Raw genomic sequence first — 15,394 nt, 5'->3', positions numbered from 1 at the left:
CTTTGATCGGTAAGGAGCACTCTATGCTCGAAAATGCGAAATTAGGGACTCTCAGAAGTTTCATCACCTTCCCATTCTGGATCATTTTTTTCCCGTTCCAGACGAGTTAGCGCGAAAAAAATCCAAGGAATTCTCCCCATTTGCGACTTCATTTGTAAGGAAAGAGAAACGAATTGGGATCCTTGGACAGCATATACAGAAGGGAAAGAGATAAGATCCTCGCTTGGGTTCGCTCTAAAGTAGCGGATCCGGAAGAGGCGGAGGACCTTCTCCAAGAATCTTTTCTTGTCGCTGTCACCGAATTGGATTCGGCAGGGACGATAGAATATTTGTTGGCCTACGTATATGCAGTTCTCCGCAATAAGGTCGGGGACTGGTATCGAAGTAAGAAGGTTAGCAAATTCTCTTTCTCCGATATGGAGAAGGAGTTTTCTATGGATGAGGTTCTTTTGGAAACTGGGGCCGGTCCTGAAAAGGAATTCTATCAGAATTTGCTAATGGACGAACTCGCGATCGCGATGGAAGAACTTCCTTCCGAACAGAAGTTTGCCTTCATCAGCAATGTGTTCGAGGGAAAATCCTTTCGAGAGATTTCGGAAAGTACCGGAATCCCCGAAGGGACCCTCTCCGCTCGCAAATCATATGCTAAGGAATTTTTAGCGAAACGGATGAAGGACCTAAAAATTCTCTTTCTGGAAGAATTTTGATCAGCCGAGGAAAAACGTATGAGACACATGCATCACAATGGATTTAGAGCAGGAAAGATATTCCTACTACTTCTATTCATGCCGTTATTCTTCTTTGGATTGTCGTACGCAGTATGGCAATTATGGAACTGGCTTCTTCCGGATCTTTTCGGGTTTAAACAAATAACCTATTGGCAGGCATTAGGTCTATTTGTTTTGGCTCACTTACTCTTCAAGGGGGGAAGTGGATTCGGTTTCGGTGGAGGTCACCATTTCCACAGAAAAAGACATTGGAAGCGTGCCATGAAAGAAAGAATGCGCGCAAAGTTACAGGAAAAATTGGATCAATTAGATCATGACTTGAGGTAAGGATCATGTTCGTAGAAGTGAATCATATTGGGATCGTTTCCCGCGATCCCGAAGTAAGTGCAAATTTTTACCGTGGGATCTTCGACCTTTCCGAAACAGGTGAGAGTTCGAGAGCGGTAGAGACTTTAGGGATCGGAAAGGCAAATCTTGCGATCTATGGTGAGAAGAAGGATATGAAAACTCCTGTGTTCTCTTCCGGTTGCGATTTTGCCTTTCGAGTAGATCCCGAAAGCTTTCATAGGATCGAAGAAAAACTATTCGCTCAAAGAATGGAATATGATGTTCGCAAGACGGAGAGGACTCTTTTTCTTACCTTCCAAGATCCGGACGGATATGTGCTTGAATTGATCTGCGACGAAGACTGACGGGAACATTACTATGAGGATAAACCGAAAGTTCGGGATACCGTTCGTCCCGAACCGAGGCTTAGATCCCTTCTAAGAAGGCCCTAGATAGAGATTGCCAAAAAAGAGTGAATTAAAATTGTACTCTTTACCCACATGGAAACGGAATTACTGGGCCTGTTCTGGACGGAAAAGATCAAGCTTAGTCAGTACACTATCCTGGCCGTAAAAGACCTGAGCGATACCCAGCTGGACCACACGGACGCGTTGGGTGAAACCATCAGGCGATATCTTAATTCCATAATCGCTACAGACTTCCTATTCAGGATTTCCCTTCCTATTTCCTTGGGGATTAGCTCCATTCTTCCTATTCCCAGGCAGACAGAAGCCGAATTAGAAAAGGATCTGGTCAAGGTACGGGATCTTTTCGGTTCTCCGGCCCTTCCTACGAACCTAAAAGACATTATTGTATCGTCTGCGGAGAATATCTACTTCGAAGGATGCAATCCTAGCCTTCTTCCTGTCTTCCAAAGATGGAAAAAGATCCTTCTCCGCTTGGAAAAGTCGATCAACGGGTTGGCCACTAAGGATGCACTCAAGTATCGCTATCTTTCCGTTCTCGGCATTGTTTCTCTTCCGGTTGCGATCAATTACTTCTCCACTCAAAACCTCCACGACCTTCGAAACGGAATCTTAAAAATAAAGGAGAATCCTTCTTTCCCGAAGTCGTAAGCCCCCGGAGAATGGAAAAACCTAAGGTTTAACCTGCAATCCATCTAACATTCTAAAGGAGCATGGCAATGGCTAAGATAAAGGTGAAAACTCCTCTCGTCGAACTCGACGGGGATGAGATGACACGTATTATTTGGAAGGAAATTAAGGATCGTTTCATTCATCCTTATTTGGATATCGAATTAGATTATTATGATCTAGGCGTAGAATACCGAGATAAAACGGAAGATAAGGTCACCGTTGATTCCGCCAATGCAATCTTAAAGTACGGAGTGGGTGTAAAATGCGCTACCATCACTCCAAACCAAGACAGAGTAAAAGAATACAGCTTAAAGAAAGAATGGAAATCCCCGAACGGAACCATTCGTTCTATCTTGGACGGAACCGTTTTCCGTAAACCGATCATCGTAAATAATATCCCTTCCGGAGTCAGATCCTGGGAAAAACCGATCGTAGTAGGTCGCCACGCATTCGGAGATCTTTATAAAGACACAGAGCTTTATATTCCGGAAGCAGGAAAAGTAGAGATCGTTTTCACAAGCAAAGACGGAAAAGAAAAAGAAAGAGTTACTATCAACGATTTCGACGGACCTGGAGTCGTGATGGGACAGTTCAACTTGGACAAGTCCATCTACAGCTTTGCAGAAGCTTGTTTCAATTATGCGATCTCCGAAAAGATCAACGTATGGTTCGCGACTAAAGACACTATCTCTAAAAAATACCATGCACGTTTCCGTGCGATCTTCGACGAAGTTTCCACTAGAAGGGCCGCAGAATTGAAAGCTGCCGGGATCGAATACTGGTACTACCTGATCGACGACGCAGTGGCTCAGATCGTTAAGAACCCAGGCGGAATGCTTTGGGCACTCATGAACTACGACGGAGACGTGATGTCCGATATGGTGGCTTCCGGTTTCGGATCCTTAGGACTCATGACCTCCGTGCTCGTTTCTCCGGACGGTAAGTTCGAATACGAAGCGGCTCACGGAACTGTGACTCGTCACTACCGTCAGTATCAAAAAGGAGAAACCACTTCTACCAACTCTGTAGCTTCTATCTTTGCATGGACTGGAGCTCTTGCTAAGAGGGGAGAATTGGACGGAACTCCTGATGTGGTTGCTTTCGCTCATAAATTGGAGAAAGCAGTCATCGATACGATCCAAGCTGGAGAGATGACCAAGGACTTAGTCCTACTGACCACAACTAAAGGCCCGAAACAATTAGATACCTTCCAGTTCATGGAGGCGATCCAAAAACGCCTTTAGATTGAATGGTGAATCCTCTCATGAGATCTAATTTGAAAATCAGAAGGAGCCTGTATTGGCTCCTTCTTTTTTTATTCTTCTCCGCCTCCCTGTTGGCGCAGAAGATCAATTTACCTAGAGACCCGGTCCTTCCCCAAGAGCCTCAGTTGGATGCGAGAGGAGATGCAAAGACCGGTTCGACCGGGACTTCTGCTTCTTCGGATGTGCCAAAGATCAAAGCCTATTTCTGTGACGGCAGAACGATCACAGGTTCCTGGAAGGCTGCACCTAAGGAATTCTCCTTTAAGCATACTCGGGAGAATATACAATATGCAAAAATCTTAAAGTATGAGGATGTTTCCAGAATCCTGATCAAGACCTGGAAATTGCAGGCCGGCAAACCGAATCAGCAAGGAGTTCCTTACAAAGCGGATCCTTGGGAAATCCATTACAAGACTAAGAGCAACGAAACCTTCGAAAGGATCGGAGATGTCAAAAAGGATTTTTCAGAGATCAAAATAGAAAACGAATTGGGAGAAGCGAATCTTTACTTTTATTGGATCGATCTATTGTATGAGAACAAGACTTGGTATTCTAAGCTTCCTAAGATGGAAGGAGATATCCGAAAAGAATGTCATCCGGACGTGATCGTCAGCATAGAATTTTTATAAGCGGTTTTCGGTAAGCAGTCTTTGCGCTTACGATAGCCGTCTCTCGGATCCCGATCCAAGAGATCTTACTGATCGACTATTTTAAGAAATCGAAGATCTCTCTAGTTTTATAAGGTTTGGAGAATAATCCGACTCCTTCTGGGATCTCTCCCGGTCTTAGAGAGGATTCTTCGGCGGCGGAAGTGATTCCCAATCGGATCCTTCTCCATTCGGGGTTTTTCAGGATAATTCTACAGAGCTCATTCCCGTTCATACTCGGCATATATAGATCCGTGAATACCGCATGAAAATCTTTGGGTCTTTCTTTCAATATCTGAAGAGCGTGTTCGCCGGAGATCGCGGTTTTTACTTCCGCACCTTGGGATTCTAAAAGCCTTCTGAAAAGGACCAGATTCAATTCGGAATCGTCCACAATGAGTATCTTATGATTTAGATCCTGTACCGGTTTTTGAGCAGCGTTGCTCTTTTCCTGGATCAGATCTTTGAGTATTTCTACGATCGTGGATTGAAAACTACTTAGCTCTGCGGTCTTTTGGATGAATCCATTGGCCCCAGCGTTATGTGCGATAATTCTATTCTCGTCGGTGAAATCGGAAGTAACGAATAGTATCCTAGCGTTTGCAGAAGCGAAATTTTCTTCTTTGCTTCTGATCTTTCGGCAAAGCTCGAATCCGGTCCCATCTTCCAAATGGATTCCGAGAGTGATCAGATCGAATTTTTGTTCCTTCGCTAGTTTAGACGATTCTTCTAGATTGGAAACTTCCTGCACCGAAAACCTGGAGGAAGCAAATTCCGAAGAAATGATCTTACGAGTGATCTTGCTCGTATCTACTATCAGGATTTTAAGACTATCAGAAGAAGACAAGGTGGAACTCTCGGGACGATCTGCCTGAACTACAATCTCTTGACTTACTCCCATATTAAGGAAGACGAAAATAACGTGGAATCCAAATTGGAAAATCCGTGTCGTAAATAAGGAAAATTCAGTTAAAAATAACTTATTTATTCTCCTGCCAGTGCCTTCTTATATATCCCTAGGGAGCTATGGATTGCCTCTTGGATCTCGTCCGTATTCTTGTAAGAGGTTCCGGATAGATCCGTCCATAGATTTGGATCCCCTTCGGACAGATTCAAGTAAAAGATAGGCTGGCCTTTTCTTCCCCAAGGATCTGTACTAGGTAATAAGGTAACAGATCCAAGACCGGAGAAAACCAATTTATATTCCTCCGATCTCCAAACAAATTGGAATGTCTTGGGCCACTCGGATTCGCTTGTTTCTTTCCATATAAAATAAGAAGAAAGACCTCGGATCAGATCCGATACTGCCTTTTCTTTTTCTTCTAAGATATTCAATGGGAGCTTCTTTTGTGAATCTTTAGCTTGGTTCCAAAGAGAGTCCAATTCCGAAAGAGGAGTCTCTGAAAATTTCTTTTCTGAGTGAGCAAGTTCCTTCTCTATATATTCGATCCTGCTCTTAAATTTTGCATTGGCTCGAGTGAGAGCCGACTCGGAGGAGATCCCTAGTCTTCTGGCTAGATTTACTATTGTAAAAAGAAGATCTCCTAACTCTTCTTCGATACGTACTTGATTGGAAGAAGGGTCCACAACCGATTTGACCTCGATTAAGAACTCATTCAGCTCCTCTGTGAGTTTCTCTTCTACTCCTTGGATATTCTCCCAATCGAAGCCAGCCTTTGCCGCCTTCTTTTGGAGCTTCTCCGCTTTGAGAAGAGAGGGAAATGTTTCCGGCACTCCGGATAGAATGGATTTGGGAGTTTCCTGTTTCTTCTGTCTAAGTTGCTTCTCCTTCTCTTTGAAGTTGTCCCAGTTGGCAACTACCTCATCCGCAGAAGAGATCTCAGAGGTCTCCGGATCGAAAACATGAGGATGTCGTAGCACAAGTTTTTCCGCTACATCCTTGGCGATATCTTCCAGCCCGAAGGCCCCTCTCTCGGAAGCGATTTGAGCATGGAGCACGACTTGAAAGAGCAGATCTCCCAATTCCTCTTTGCTGTGTTCATCGTCTTGCTTTAGGAGTGCCTCTACTACTTCCTGTGATTCTTCGATCAGATAGGGAACGAGAGTAAGATGAGTTTGCTCCCGATCCCAAGGACAACCTTCCGGACTTCTAAGTTTGGAAGTTATGTCTTGGAGAAATGCCAAGTAGTTGGGATAATCTTTGGGATCGGGAGATTTCATTAAGTACTAGGCTCAGGGACGTAAGTTTGAATTCCCAGCCTTTTTCCCGGAAATGAAGATTGACTCTTGGATTTCTCCTTTCAGTCTATCCGAAAATCCTGGTTTATAACGAAGCGATTTGCATGATCTTGCATTCGTGATAGAATACAGGAAAAGGATTCCAGAAAGAACATGGCACTATCCAGAAACTTTGTAGCCCTAGCATTGATGTTAATTGCGATCGTAAGTCGTTTTCTTCCTCATTTGCCGAACTTTACCCCTGTCCTAGCGGTTTCTCTATTCGGAGGAGTATATCTCTCTAACCGTTGGTTGGCGCTTAGCCTTCCTCTCGGGATTATGTTGATCAGCGATCTATTTATAGGTTTTCATTCCTTGATGCCAGTGATCTACGGATTCTTTATCTTGTTCGCTCTCGTCGGGATCTATCTGAAGGATCGTCTTTCTGTGGGAAGCCTTGCGATCACCGGACTTGCGGGATCCGCGTCCTTCTTTGTGATCTCCAACTTCTTCGTGTGGCTGACTTCCGGAATGTATAGTTTGAACTTTGCAGGCTTAGTAGAATGCTATGCGGCCGCTGTTCCATTCTTCCAATATGGACTCTTTGGCGACGCAGTTTATATTTCTTCTCTTTTCGGTTCTTACTATCTGTTAGAAAGAACCGGTCTGGTTCCCGCTTCCCAAGCGGCTTAATATAAAACTCCGCTCCTTCTTTCGATGGAGCGGAAATTCCTTCCTTCTCTTTTCCTTCTTTAAATAATCAAAGATATCCCGAAGTAAATTCCGTAGAATTTATCATGTACTTCTTTTCCTAATGCGGAACCGGAAGAGAATTGATCCAGAGGTTTGGATACCTGGTTCAGAAAGATAGGATCCCCGGGGGCGCCCGGAAATACGGTTGGATTGTAATTATAACCGGAGATCTTGGAAGCCAATTCGGTAAATTGAAATCCGAAGGTGTATTTTAACCAACGACTCCTCATAAAGGAAATTCCGGTGTCTATCTCGTATCCCGTCCTAGTGATCAGATTCTCCTTGATCCCTCCCACTGAAGAAGTATCCAGAATATAAGGCCCGCTTATCCCTGAAAGGACTCCTTGGGTTGTTCTATTATAATGTCCTAATATACGGAAATAGTCCGCACGAAAATGCCCGATCAAACTTGCGCTGAAATTCTTGAAGAGACGGATACCGATCTGAGGACCTAATCCTCCTGCCTTTTCTTCCGAACTACCGAACCCATAGTTTCCTGGAATATTTCCGTACTCTTTGGAATAAATATCCAGATTCCTTGCTCCGGCTGCGAGTCCTATCCTTCCTGTTCCAGTGATCAAATACCAGGCAAAGTTGAGAGAGTAATCCAACCTTCTATATTCTACGGAGTGAAACTGTATTGGTGCCGCAGAAGAGAGAGATGAAGCTACATCGAATGTAGTATAAGAAGGTTTCATTCTCACATCTAAGTAATTGAATTCGATCCCGAAGGTCTTTGCAGTATTTAAGTAAGTGGCTCTGATCGGAAATGCGGTCTTGGTATTTCCCTGAGGACTGGAGAATGAGGTTAAGTTATCGTTCAGTAGATTTGGGTTTAGACCTAGACCGGCAGCGTTTGTTTTTGCGGTCTGGTACGCTCCAGCTTGGTTGAGAAGAGCGTTATACGTGTTTACTCCTAGATTTTTACTTCTAGCTAAGGCTTCCGATTCCCAAGTAGATTGTAGCGCATTGAATTGTATTTCAAGGGTGGGTTTATTGTACGGCTTTTCCAGTTCACGATCGTGCAGTTCGTTGCGAGTGTTCATGGCGAGTTGACGTTTTGCATCCGCTTGCTGGCTTAGCCTTCTACTCTCTGCTGGATTTTGGGTCCTTCTCGCTTGGTAGTCTAGATCATCGGCTTCTCTTTCCAAAGCATCCGGATCCGGGAGTTTGGGATTTCCAGTTTGTGCGGACAATGCCGACGCATATAGGAAGCCGGCGAATATCGAGCAGAATAGAAAAGATTTGAGAAGCGTATTCAAAATGAACCTCATAGAGATCTAATCCCTTGTTTTAAAAAATTCAATCCAGTAGCACCGAAGATAAGCGCAAAGTCTAAGGATCTTAGACGCAAGGCCTAATGCTTTTTCGCCTTCGGATAAAAAAAGGAAGAAGGGATCGTTCAAAAAGAATCATCTAGGGAAGGAACTCGGATCCTTCTAAATCCAAGAGGATGGCAGGGTCTGTTTGGGAACCTCGTCCCAGTTTTATTAATCGTTGCCAAGCCTTCTCCAGGAACGATCCTGACTTAGAATGAAACCAGCCATTTGCGTATTCTGTGGTTCTCGTCCCGGAAAGGATCCTCGTTATTTACAAGCAGCAGAGTATCTCGGCCATCTCATGGCTTCCGAGGGATTGGGTCTGGTTTACGGCGGAGCGACTTCGGGGCTTATGGGAGCTGTAGCCGATTCCGTTTTAGAAAAGGGCGGGCTCGTGATCGGAGTCTTACCTGAATTTCTTTCCCAAAAAGAGATCGCTCATAAACAGATTACCGAGCTCATTTTAGTTCCTACCATGCATGAGAGGAAGCTGCTCATGTACGAAAAATCTATCGCCTTTATCGCTTTGCCAGGAGGCATCGGCACCTTAGAAGAATTAGTAGAGGTCACTTCCTGGAACCAGTTAGGAGTTCTCTCAAAGCCGATCGGTTTATTGAATGTAAACGGTTTCTTCGATCCGCTTTTAAAGCAATTGGATCATATGGTAGAAGAAGGGTTTTTGGATTCTCAGACCAGGGATTGGATCGAAGTAAGTTCGGATCCTGAAAATCTTTTGGAAAGGATCCTAAAGAGGACCAGACTTATTTAGTTCCTTCTTCCGGATTTAAGAAGGGCTTAAAGATCTGATGCAATGCCGGGCTTTCGGATGCTTCTGCTAAAGCCAAGGGCGAGTTGCCTTCCTTGTCCGTCGAATAAGGTGAGGCCCCGTGTTTCACCAAGAGCTCGACTAGATCTGTTTTTCCAGATTTCACTGCAAGAAGAAGAGGAGTGCGACCCAGCATGTCCCGGACCTCTGCTTCATATCCGTTGCTTAGGATCTTCTCTACAATATCCGTTTTACCCTCGGAAGAGGCTCTAAACAAGAGAGCGATCGTGGCCTTGTCGATCGTCTTCAAGGTATGATGGAATTTCATTCTATGAGCTTCTTCTTTTGCGGTCTTTTCCCCAAGGTTCTTAGCAAGAGGATCAGCACCTAAATTGAGAAGCCTTTCCAGACATTCCACACTATCGTATAATGCAGAAAGTAAAAGAGGAGTATTTCCATCCTGGTCTTTTGATTCTAAAAGAGTACGGACCTCTTTGTTTTCCGAGAATAGATCCAGGATCTCATAGTCGTTATGTAATGCGGTGAGATGAAGGATGGTCCTTCCTTCCGAGTTCTTCTTTTTAGGATCCGCCTTCTTTCCGAGCAAATATTCTGCGATCTCATAATGACCTAGATCGACTGCAAGCAATAGGGGGGAGTATCCTTCTCCATTCCTGGATTCAATATCGGGAGCACGGTTAGGAAGATCGAAAAGGATCTCTACAAGTTCTAGTTTACCTGAGCTGACCGCTCGGGTGAGAGGAGTGTTCCCGTCCTGGTCTCTCATTTCCGGATCGGCTCCGTAATCCAAGAGTATGGTGGTGAGTTCCGGATTCTCCGATTCTAAGGCGAGAAGAAGCGCTGTCTCTCCTCGAGAGCTTGTTTCGTTCGGATCAGAGCCGTATTCGACTAAGAGATTTGTAGCTTCCTTATTTCCTTCTTTGATCGCCCAGTACAAAAGACCGCAACCATAGGAATCTCTTAGCTCTGGAAATTCTTCCGCGAATCCATCCTTAGCGGATGCTTCCGATAAGAGAGCGCGCAAGGTTCCGTTGTTTCCTGTTTTTACTGCCCGAAAAAGATCGTTCCAGTCCACGCTCGATTCTCCAGGAGGCAATACAATCCCAAGGTCGTTAGAAAAGAAAGCGGTATTCCAATTCCTACTAAGGAAACCGCGAGTCTGGGAGCTAATCCCCATTCTGCTGCTAAAAGACTTCCCGTGATCATGGGAGCCATTCCCGCTTCCATTACTAAAATTTTAAAATCCCGAATCAGATCCTTGGCTGCTTGCGCATCTTCCGGTTTTGAAACCGAAAAGAATGCTCCAAAGCAAAGCCATACGAGCATCGGGCCGATCAGTAATTTAAAAACCAATCCGATAAACAAAGGGACCTTGAATTCTTCCTTGGGATTTTCGGCATCTACCGAGCTGGAATTGACTTGGAATATTCCAGGGAGTTGGTATCCGACAGAAAAAAGAGCCAAGGGGATCAGCGTGTCACCGATCTTCGCAACGGAAGATTCTAATTCTACAGGAAGTTCTATAGGTCTACTTAGTATCGAAATGACTAAGGCGACAAACGGTGGGAATCGCAATAAGCTATGAATGAGTGGGGTCTTTTTCCCTTCCGAATGCAAAAGATGTCTGGCCCTTGTGCCTAAATATGTTCCCGGTATGGCAAGAGTTAAGAAGGTCCCGAGTTGATCGATCACGAGTACAGTAGGCAGTCCTTCTTTCGAGTAATAGGATTCGATCAAAGGAATTCCTAAGAAGGAGGTGTTTCCCAGTCCTGCGGAAAGGCAGAGACAAACGATAGTGCCTTCTTTCCAGCCAAGGGATTTTCCGATGAGATAAAAGAATAGAAAGCCGGCTCCAAAGAGGAACCAAGGCATGAATGCTAGACTGATAAAGCGTCCATCTAGAGATGCGTGACGCAAGGGACCGAATTCCATGCAAGGCAGAGAAACTGAAATGATGAATGCGTTGATTACCTTGTGAGAGTCTTTGGGAAATCTTCCCTTCCATCGGATGAGGATCCCGAATAAAAAACAAAATCCGATGACTAGGAAATTCGACATAGAAGACCTTTTGGCTAAACGCTTGCTTCGGTCAAGGAAGCATTTGGAAATTCTTCTCTCCTAACTCTTTTTCATCCAGATAGAATTTCACCTTGTACTTTCCCGATTTGGTTTGAGGAGGAATTCTCCAAGCGATAGAAGTGATCCCAGCAGGGATCTTCTCCTGGAAATTCAAGATCACCTTTTGGCTTTTGAGTAGAATAAACTCCGCTCGGAACAGATACGGCCCGGCCTTATAGATCGGCATAGTCAGGTAGAATGGTTTCTTGGAGACGAGATTCTCTGTGCAGATCGGTTCCTTATCTTTTTCCGGCGGAAGGATGCCTAGACAAGTCTCCTCCAGATTCGTTATGGGAAATCCTTGGAATCGTTTTCCGTCCGGATTCCAGTATGCATTCTCTTCGCTCAGATATTCCTTCTCCCCTGTCTCAGTCAGGAATAAGGTGGGGAAGGTCTTCTTTCTTCGGTTCTCTTCCGGTCGATATACCTCGAAATGCAGATGAGGACCCGTGCTATAACCTGTGTTCCCGGAATAGCCTATCCTTTGTCCTGCAGTAACCTTATCTCCAGCTTTTACGATCACTCCTTCCGGTTTGAGATGTCCGTAGATAGCAACGGTTCCGTCCGAATGTTCTATGATGATATGGTTTGCCTTGTCGATGAGAGTAGGATCTTTCATTCCTAAAGTGAACTTGTCCTCAGCCTCTACTACAGTTCCTTCTCTGGCGGCTAAGATCGGAGTTCCTTCGGTTAGCACAAAGTCGATAGAGTTAGCAGCATCTCCTCTATGTTCTGCTCCGCTATTGTATCCGGTGGAGATCCAGGACTTCCCTTCAAACGGAAGAGTGTAAGGGTAATTGTCGTCGTGAATTGCGCCTAACTTTCCAAAATATGCGACCGTCAATACTTTCGCAACGGAAGAAGGATCTGCACCTTCCTTCTTCTTTAATACCAATATCTTTGTCTTTTCATTCCCATTCAGTACAAAAGATTTGGGCGTTGGGGGAATGCTCTCGACTCCGGAACCTTCTAAACTCGTATATACTGTGATATGGGTCTCTGCAGGCATAGACCTAGCTTGGAGGAATACTGCCGATTCTGTTTCACCGGATTCTACCCAATAGCAAACATTCTTACGATCGCAATTCGGATCGGACTGAGCTAGAAGCGGAAGTGCAGTGAAGAAGAGAAGAAATATTAAGAGTCTCATCATATCCGATCCTGATTAGACGAACACGGAGGTAAGCCCGCTGCCGGAATTGAACCGGCGACCTTTTCATTACGAGGGAAATGCTCTACCCCTGAGCTAAGCGGGCATAAGATCCTGCAGAGACTATTTATCGCTGCGAGCGCTTCGGAATTCTTTTACCATCATTGCTGTAATGCTGTCAAGAGGTTTCACCTGCTCCTTGATCTCGGAGAGTTCATGTCTATCCGAAAAGCTATAACAGGAATTACGGACTCCCTTATCCTTCATCCACCAATGACGACCGATCTCTCTTCTCGATTTTGCATCCATCGTACCTTGGTACATTCTGTACTCGTCCCACTCAGGAGGGAAATTTCTCTCCTTTAAGAAAAACGCGTATGCGGACGAGAAGCTCTGAGCCGCGTTCTGCAAAAGCTCGTTGATATGGAGACAACCTAGAGTCTTGTCTTCGGGGAATTTGCGCATGATCTTGTTATAGGAAATATCTTCCCCGATCAAATAGGAATAGGCCTTGATCGCGTTCGGACAGGTTTCGTAAGGGACCCGATCTTCCTCTACGTCTATATCTGCGATCTTCATCGTAGCGAGATTGATCAACATATACAGAGTCATATCGTGATAGGAATCTCTCTGGCTGACTTCTATCAAACAAGTAGGAGGACTTTCTTCGGGAAACCAATAATATCTACTTTCGTATCTGCGTTGGAAACCGCAGTCTTTGAATCGGATCTTTTGTTTAAGTTGGGAAAGTGCCATAGCGCCTCTTGTCCTTTTTTTCTCCGAGATATTTACCTGAAAGGATTTTCCTTCGATTTGATTTGCTTTTTTGGGATTCTTACTTATCCTTCTACCTACTCTGCGGATTTAAGAATGGGTTCATATTTTCAGGACAAGGTATTTTTAGTAACAGGGGCAAGCTCCGGAATCGGTAAGGCACTCGCAATCGCCTTGGAAAAAGAAGGAGCCTTCGTGGGAGTGGTCGCAAGAAGAAAAGATGCCTTGAAAGAACTCAAGTCCTCTGCGGGAAATCCGGATCGGATCATGGTATTACAAGCGGATGTTACTTCCGAATCCGAACTAAAAAAGATCGTAGAGGAATTTAAGAAGAAGTTCAAGAGAATAGATGGCTTCATCCATAATGCGGGAATTACGATGAGAGCTCTGGCTTCCGAAACGGAAGTCAAAGTATTTCGCACCATCATGGATACGAATTATTTTCCTCTAGTGATCCTGTATAGACTCTTGGAAGAAGATCTGAGACAAAGCGAGGGCCATGTGATCGCGATCTCTTCCGTGCAAGGAAAGTTTGCGACCCAGTACAGATCCGGCTATGCCGCGAGTAAGCATGCAGTCCAAGCATTCATGGATAGCATACGGCTGGAAAATTCCAAATCAGGAATACACGTTATGACGGTTTCCCCCGGATTTGTGAAGACGGATATTTCCGTAAAAGCATTGTCCGGAGACGGTTCTCCTCATGGGATCATGGACGAAGGACAGAAGAAAGGACTGGCACCTGAGAAGATCGCAAGATCCGTTTTGAAAGGAATGGAAAAGAAAAAGAGGGAGATCTATCCGTCTCGTCTCAAGGAGAAATTAGGACTCTTCTTAAGCCGCTTTTCGCCCAAAACATTGGATCGGTTTTTATTAAAGAGTAGGGTGACCTAGTTTTTGACTTCCGTGATCAAACGGAAGCCTGCTTTACGATCGTTGAGAAGATTCGGTATTCCCCCGAAGTCCCTAGAAAAGGATTTGGCCTCTTCCTTATTCGAGGAGTAGGAGCCTCCTCGGATCACTCTTAGATGTTTTCCGTATCTTCCTCCCATAGGTCTATGACCGGGATAAGGAATATAAGAAGAGCTAGTCCATTCTGCAGCGTTCCCACACATTCCGATCGCTCCGTATGGGCTTTGGCTTTTCGTAGGAAGTTCGTAAACGGACAAAGTCCCTTTTCTTCCGCTTTCTCTAGTATTGCAGAGTTCCGTATCGAAGTCGTTGCCATACGGATAATCCCTGGGTTGAGAAACGAATTCATAGCTTTCGTTCTTCAGTAGTCTCCAGACGAGTCCTGTTCCTCTCGCGGCTTTCTCCCATTGAAACTCCGTAGGTAATTTCTTGCCGGACCATTTCGCGTATTCTTCTACTTCTCTATAAGTCAGGTTAGTAACGGGATGGTATTCTTTTCCACGAGGAAAGATCCCGTTTTCCCAATGAGGAGGAGATTGGTTGCCGGTTTCTTTTAGGAATTTATAATATTCCTTATTTGTAACTTCGTACTTATCTATATAGAAGGATGGCAGTTCTTCCAAATTGCTTCTGTCCGGAGTCCCGAATCTAGGATTATAACTGTCTTCGGAAGGATCGGTTCCTTGTCCGTACAAGAAATATCCCATATGCTCGTATAGGATCTTTCCGTCTGCTTCGTATCCGGAGTGAACGAGTACCATTTCCTTTCCATCTTTGGGATGTAAGATTGCCTTTACTAAACGATTTCGAGTTACATCTGCAGAATCAAAACTGGCCGGATCTTGGTAGAAGGTTTCCTGTCCATAGGCTCCGATCAAAAGTCCTACGCTAACTAGTTTCGCAGGACGACCTTCCGCTAAGGAGAAGCTCCCTCTCAGTTCAATGGAAATAGGCTTGGTAAGTTTTCCGACTTTTCCGAATTCGACTTCTATGTTCTCGATCTGAAAGGAACCGATCTCTTCCATCTTAGGTTTTCTGAAAAGAGGAAGAGTGTTCTTTTCGGTAAGTATGTCCTTGATCTCTTCTTCTCTTCTCTCGGAGAAGTAAGAGTTCCTATCTATCTTGATCTTGGCCTTTCCCTTATTTCTATAAACGGATAAGACCTCGCCTGTCCAGAGAATGGTCTTGCGTGAGTCGGAGGAATCTTGTTCTTTTTCCTGTCCCCTTCTTTCTTCCGGATAAAATAAGATCAGTAAAAGAGAGATGGATATTAAGAATTTAGCTCGGGACATTCTGGGCACGATTCCTCTTTTCAAAGATCGGCAGGACTGGGGATTTT

The 15,394-nt window shown here is 44.7% G+C and carries 17 protein-coding genes and 1 tRNA gene; 9 read left to right on the top strand and 9 right to left on the bottom strand.

Annotation, left to right across the window (positions count from 1 at the left end; all coding sequences use genetic code 11):
* Positions 1–173 precede the first annotated feature (173 nt).
* From EHO57_RS06465 to EHO57_RS06440, 6 genes are all read left to right on the top strand, one after another.
* Positions 174–707 (top strand): RNA polymerase sigma factor, encoded by a 534-nt coding sequence (locus EHO57_RS06465; RefSeq protein WP_135643959.1) that lies wholly within the window; start codon positions 174–176, stop codon positions 705–707.
* Between the two features lie 18 nt (positions 708–725).
* Positions 726–1,055 carry a hypothetical protein gene (locus tag EHO57_RS06460; protein WP_135643956.1) on the top strand — a complete coding sequence of 110 codons (330 nt, stop codon included), beginning with the start codon at positions 726–728 and terminating at the stop codon, positions 1,053–1,055.
* A 5-nt stretch (positions 1,056–1,060) separates the two neighbouring features.
* Positions 1,061–1,420 carry a VOC family protein gene (locus EHO57_RS06455; RefSeq protein ID WP_135643954.1) on the top strand — a complete coding sequence of 120 codons (360 nt, stop codon included), beginning with the start codon at positions 1,061–1,063 and terminating at the stop codon, positions 1,418–1,420.
* Between the two features lie 135 nt (positions 1,421–1,555).
* Positions 1,556–2,131 (top strand): hypothetical protein, encoded by a 576-nt coding sequence (locus EHO57_RS06450; RefSeq protein ID WP_135643951.1) that lies wholly within the window; start codon positions 1,556–1,558, stop codon positions 2,129–2,131.
* Between the two features lie 68 nt (positions 2,132–2,199).
* Entirely contained in the window at positions 2,200–3,396 is a 1,197-nt protein-coding gene (locus tag EHO57_RS06445) for an NADP-dependent isocitrate dehydrogenase (RefSeq protein WP_135643948.1), read from the top strand.
* A 20-nt stretch (positions 3,397–3,416) separates the two neighbouring features.
* A complete protein-coding gene (locus tag EHO57_RS06440; RefSeq protein ID WP_135643945.1) occupies positions 3,417–4,046 on the top strand; it encodes a hypothetical protein in 630 nt (209 codons plus the stop codon).
* Between the two features lie 76 nt (positions 4,047–4,122).
* Here the strand turns inward: EHO57_RS06440 and EHO57_RS06435 are convergent, their stop codons facing one another.
* Both EHO57_RS06435 and mazG read right to left on the bottom strand, forming a co-directional pair.
* Positions 4,123–4,911, bottom strand: a complete 789-nt coding sequence (locus tag EHO57_RS06435) for a response regulator (RefSeq protein ID WP_342776448.1) — start codon at positions 4,909–4,911, stop codon at positions 4,123–4,125.
* Positions 4,912–5,048: 137 nt separating this feature from the next.
* A complete protein-coding gene (gene mazG / locus EHO57_RS06430) occupies positions 5,049–6,245 on the bottom strand; it encodes a nucleoside triphosphate pyrophosphohydrolase (protein WP_135643940.1) in 1,197 nt (398 codons plus the stop codon).
* A 171-nt stretch (positions 6,246–6,416) separates the two neighbouring features.
* Here mazG and EHO57_RS06425 point away from each other — a divergent pair, with 171 nt between their 5' ends.
* Complete coding sequence (locus EHO57_RS06425) at positions 6,417–6,935, top strand: DUF6580 family putative transport protein (protein ID WP_135643937.1); 519 nt, start codon at positions 6,417–6,419, stop codon at positions 6,933–6,935.
* 59 nt (positions 6,936–6,994) lie between these two features.
* Here EHO57_RS06425 and EHO57_RS06420 read toward each other — a convergent pair whose 3' ends face one another.
* Positions 6,995–8,269: an LA_2444/LA_4059 family outer membrane protein gene (locus EHO57_RS06420; RefSeq protein WP_135643935.1), complete on the bottom strand. Its 1,275-nt coding sequence runs from the start codon at positions 8,267–8,269 to the stop codon at positions 6,995–6,997.
* 259 nt (positions 8,270–8,528) lie between these two features.
* Here EHO57_RS06420 and EHO57_RS06415 point away from each other — a divergent pair, with 259 nt between their 5' ends.
* Positions 8,529–9,083 (top strand): LOG family protein, encoded by a 555-nt coding sequence (locus EHO57_RS06415; RefSeq protein WP_135643932.1) that lies wholly within the window; start codon positions 8,529–8,531, stop codon positions 9,081–9,083.
* Here EHO57_RS06415 and EHO57_RS06410 read toward each other — a convergent pair.
* The 5 genes from EHO57_RS06410 to EHO57_RS06390 form a co-directional block, all read right to left on the bottom strand.
* On the bottom strand, positions 9,076–10,176 hold the full coding sequence (locus EHO57_RS06410) for an ankyrin repeat domain-containing protein (RefSeq protein WP_135643929.1): 1,101 nt from the start codon (positions 10,174–10,176) through the stop codon (positions 9,076–9,078). The two genes, EHO57_RS06415 and EHO57_RS06410, sit on opposite strands and share 8 nt — an antisense overlap.
* The gene (locus EHO57_RS06405; RefSeq protein ID WP_135643926.1) at positions 10,146–11,159 is read right to left on the bottom strand and encodes an AEC family transporter; all 1,014 of its coding nucleotides are present in this window, start codon (positions 11,157–11,159) and stop codon (positions 10,146–10,148) included. The genes EHO57_RS06410 and EHO57_RS06405 overlap by 31 nt, the downstream gene beginning before the upstream one ends.
* A gap of 31 nt (positions 11,160–11,190) precedes the next feature.
* The gene (locus tag EHO57_RS06400) at positions 11,191–12,372 is read right to left on the bottom strand and encodes a M23 family metallopeptidase (protein WP_135643924.1); all 1,182 of its coding nucleotides are present in this window, start codon (positions 12,370–12,372) and stop codon (positions 11,191–11,193) included.
* A gap of 31 nt (positions 12,373–12,403) precedes the next feature.
* Positions 12,404–12,475, bottom strand: a tRNA-Thr gene (locus EHO57_RS06395).
* A gap of 17 nt (positions 12,476–12,492) precedes the next feature.
* Positions 12,493–13,125 (bottom strand): DUF2889 domain-containing protein, encoded by a 633-nt coding sequence (locus EHO57_RS06390; RefSeq protein WP_135643921.1) that lies wholly within the window; start codon positions 13,123–13,125, stop codon positions 12,493–12,495.
* Positions 13,126–13,239: 114 nt separating this feature from the next.
* Between EHO57_RS06390 and EHO57_RS06385 the strand changes: the two genes are divergently transcribed.
* On the top strand, positions 13,240–14,037 hold the full coding sequence (locus EHO57_RS06385) for an SDR family oxidoreductase (RefSeq protein WP_135643918.1): 798 nt from the start codon (positions 13,240–13,242) through the stop codon (positions 14,035–14,037).
* Here EHO57_RS06385 and EHO57_RS06380 read toward each other — a convergent pair.
* A complete protein-coding gene (locus EHO57_RS06380; RefSeq protein WP_135643915.1) occupies positions 14,034–15,347 on the bottom strand; it encodes a formylglycine-generating enzyme family protein in 1,314 nt (437 codons plus the stop codon). The genes EHO57_RS06385 and EHO57_RS06380 overlap by 4 nt on opposite strands.
* Positions 15,348–15,394: the final 47 nt, after the last annotated feature.

It is taken from the genome of Leptospira langatensis (genome assembly GCF_004770615.1).
In the GTDB taxonomy this organism is placed as follows: domain Bacteria; phylum Spirochaetota; class Leptospiria; order Leptospirales; family Leptospiraceae; genus Leptospira_B; species Leptospira_B langatensis.
Note: the sequence above shows the minus strand (reverse complement) of the source record. Positions and strands in the feature narration are given on the sequence as shown.

Excerpts from the sequence above, each read along its gene's own strand:
- EHO57_RS06415 (WP_135643932.1), top strand. The coding sequence starts at position 8,529 with ATGAAACCAGCCATTTGCGTATTCTGTGGTTCTCGTCCCGGAAAGGAT.
- mazG (WP_135643940.1), bottom strand. The coding sequence starts at position 6,245 with ATGAAATCTCCCGATCCCAAAGATTATCCCAACTACTTGGCATTTCTC.
- EHO57_RS06390 (WP_135643921.1), bottom strand. The coding sequence starts at position 13,125 with ATGGCACTTTCCCAACTTAAACAAAAGATCCGATTCAAAGACTGCGGT.
- EHO57_RS06420 (WP_135643935.1), bottom strand. The coding sequence starts at position 8,269 with ATGAGGTTCATTTTGAATACGCTTCTCAAATCTTTTCTATTCTGCTCG.
- EHO57_RS06460 (WP_135643956.1), top strand. The coding sequence starts at position 726 with ATGAGACACATGCATCACAATGGATTTAGAGCAGGAAAGATATTCCTA.
- EHO57_RS06450 (WP_135643951.1), top strand. The coding sequence starts at position 1,556 with ATGGAAACGGAATTACTGGGCCTGTTCTGGACGGAAAAGATCAAGCTT.
- EHO57_RS06385 (WP_135643918.1), top strand. The coding sequence starts at position 13,240 with ATGGGTTCATATTTTCAGGACAAGGTATTTTTAGTAACAGGGGCAAGC.
- EHO57_RS06425 (WP_135643937.1), top strand. The coding sequence starts at position 6,417 with ATGGCACTATCCAGAAACTTTGTAGCCCTAGCATTGATGTTAATTGCG.
- EHO57_RS06405 (WP_135643926.1), bottom strand. The coding sequence starts at position 11,159 with ATGTCGAATTTCCTAGTCATCGGATTTTGTTTTTTATTCGGGATCCTC.
- EHO57_RS06400 (WP_135643924.1), bottom strand. The coding sequence starts at position 12,372 with ATGATGAGACTCTTAATATTTCTTCTCTTCTTCACTGCACTTCCGCTT.
- EHO57_RS06445 (WP_135643948.1), top strand. The coding sequence starts at position 2,200 with ATGGCTAAGATAAAGGTGAAAACTCCTCTCGTCGAACTCGACGGGGAT.
- EHO57_RS06455 (WP_135643954.1), top strand. The coding sequence starts at position 1,061 with ATGTTCGTAGAAGTGAATCATATTGGGATCGTTTCCCGCGATCCCGAA.
- EHO57_RS06380 (WP_135643915.1), bottom strand. The coding sequence starts at position 15,347 with ATGTCCCGAGCTAAATTCTTAATATCCATCTCTCTTTTACTGATCTTA.
- EHO57_RS06440 (WP_135643945.1), top strand. The coding sequence starts at position 3,417 with ATGAGATCTAATTTGAAAATCAGAAGGAGCCTGTATTGGCTCCTTCTT.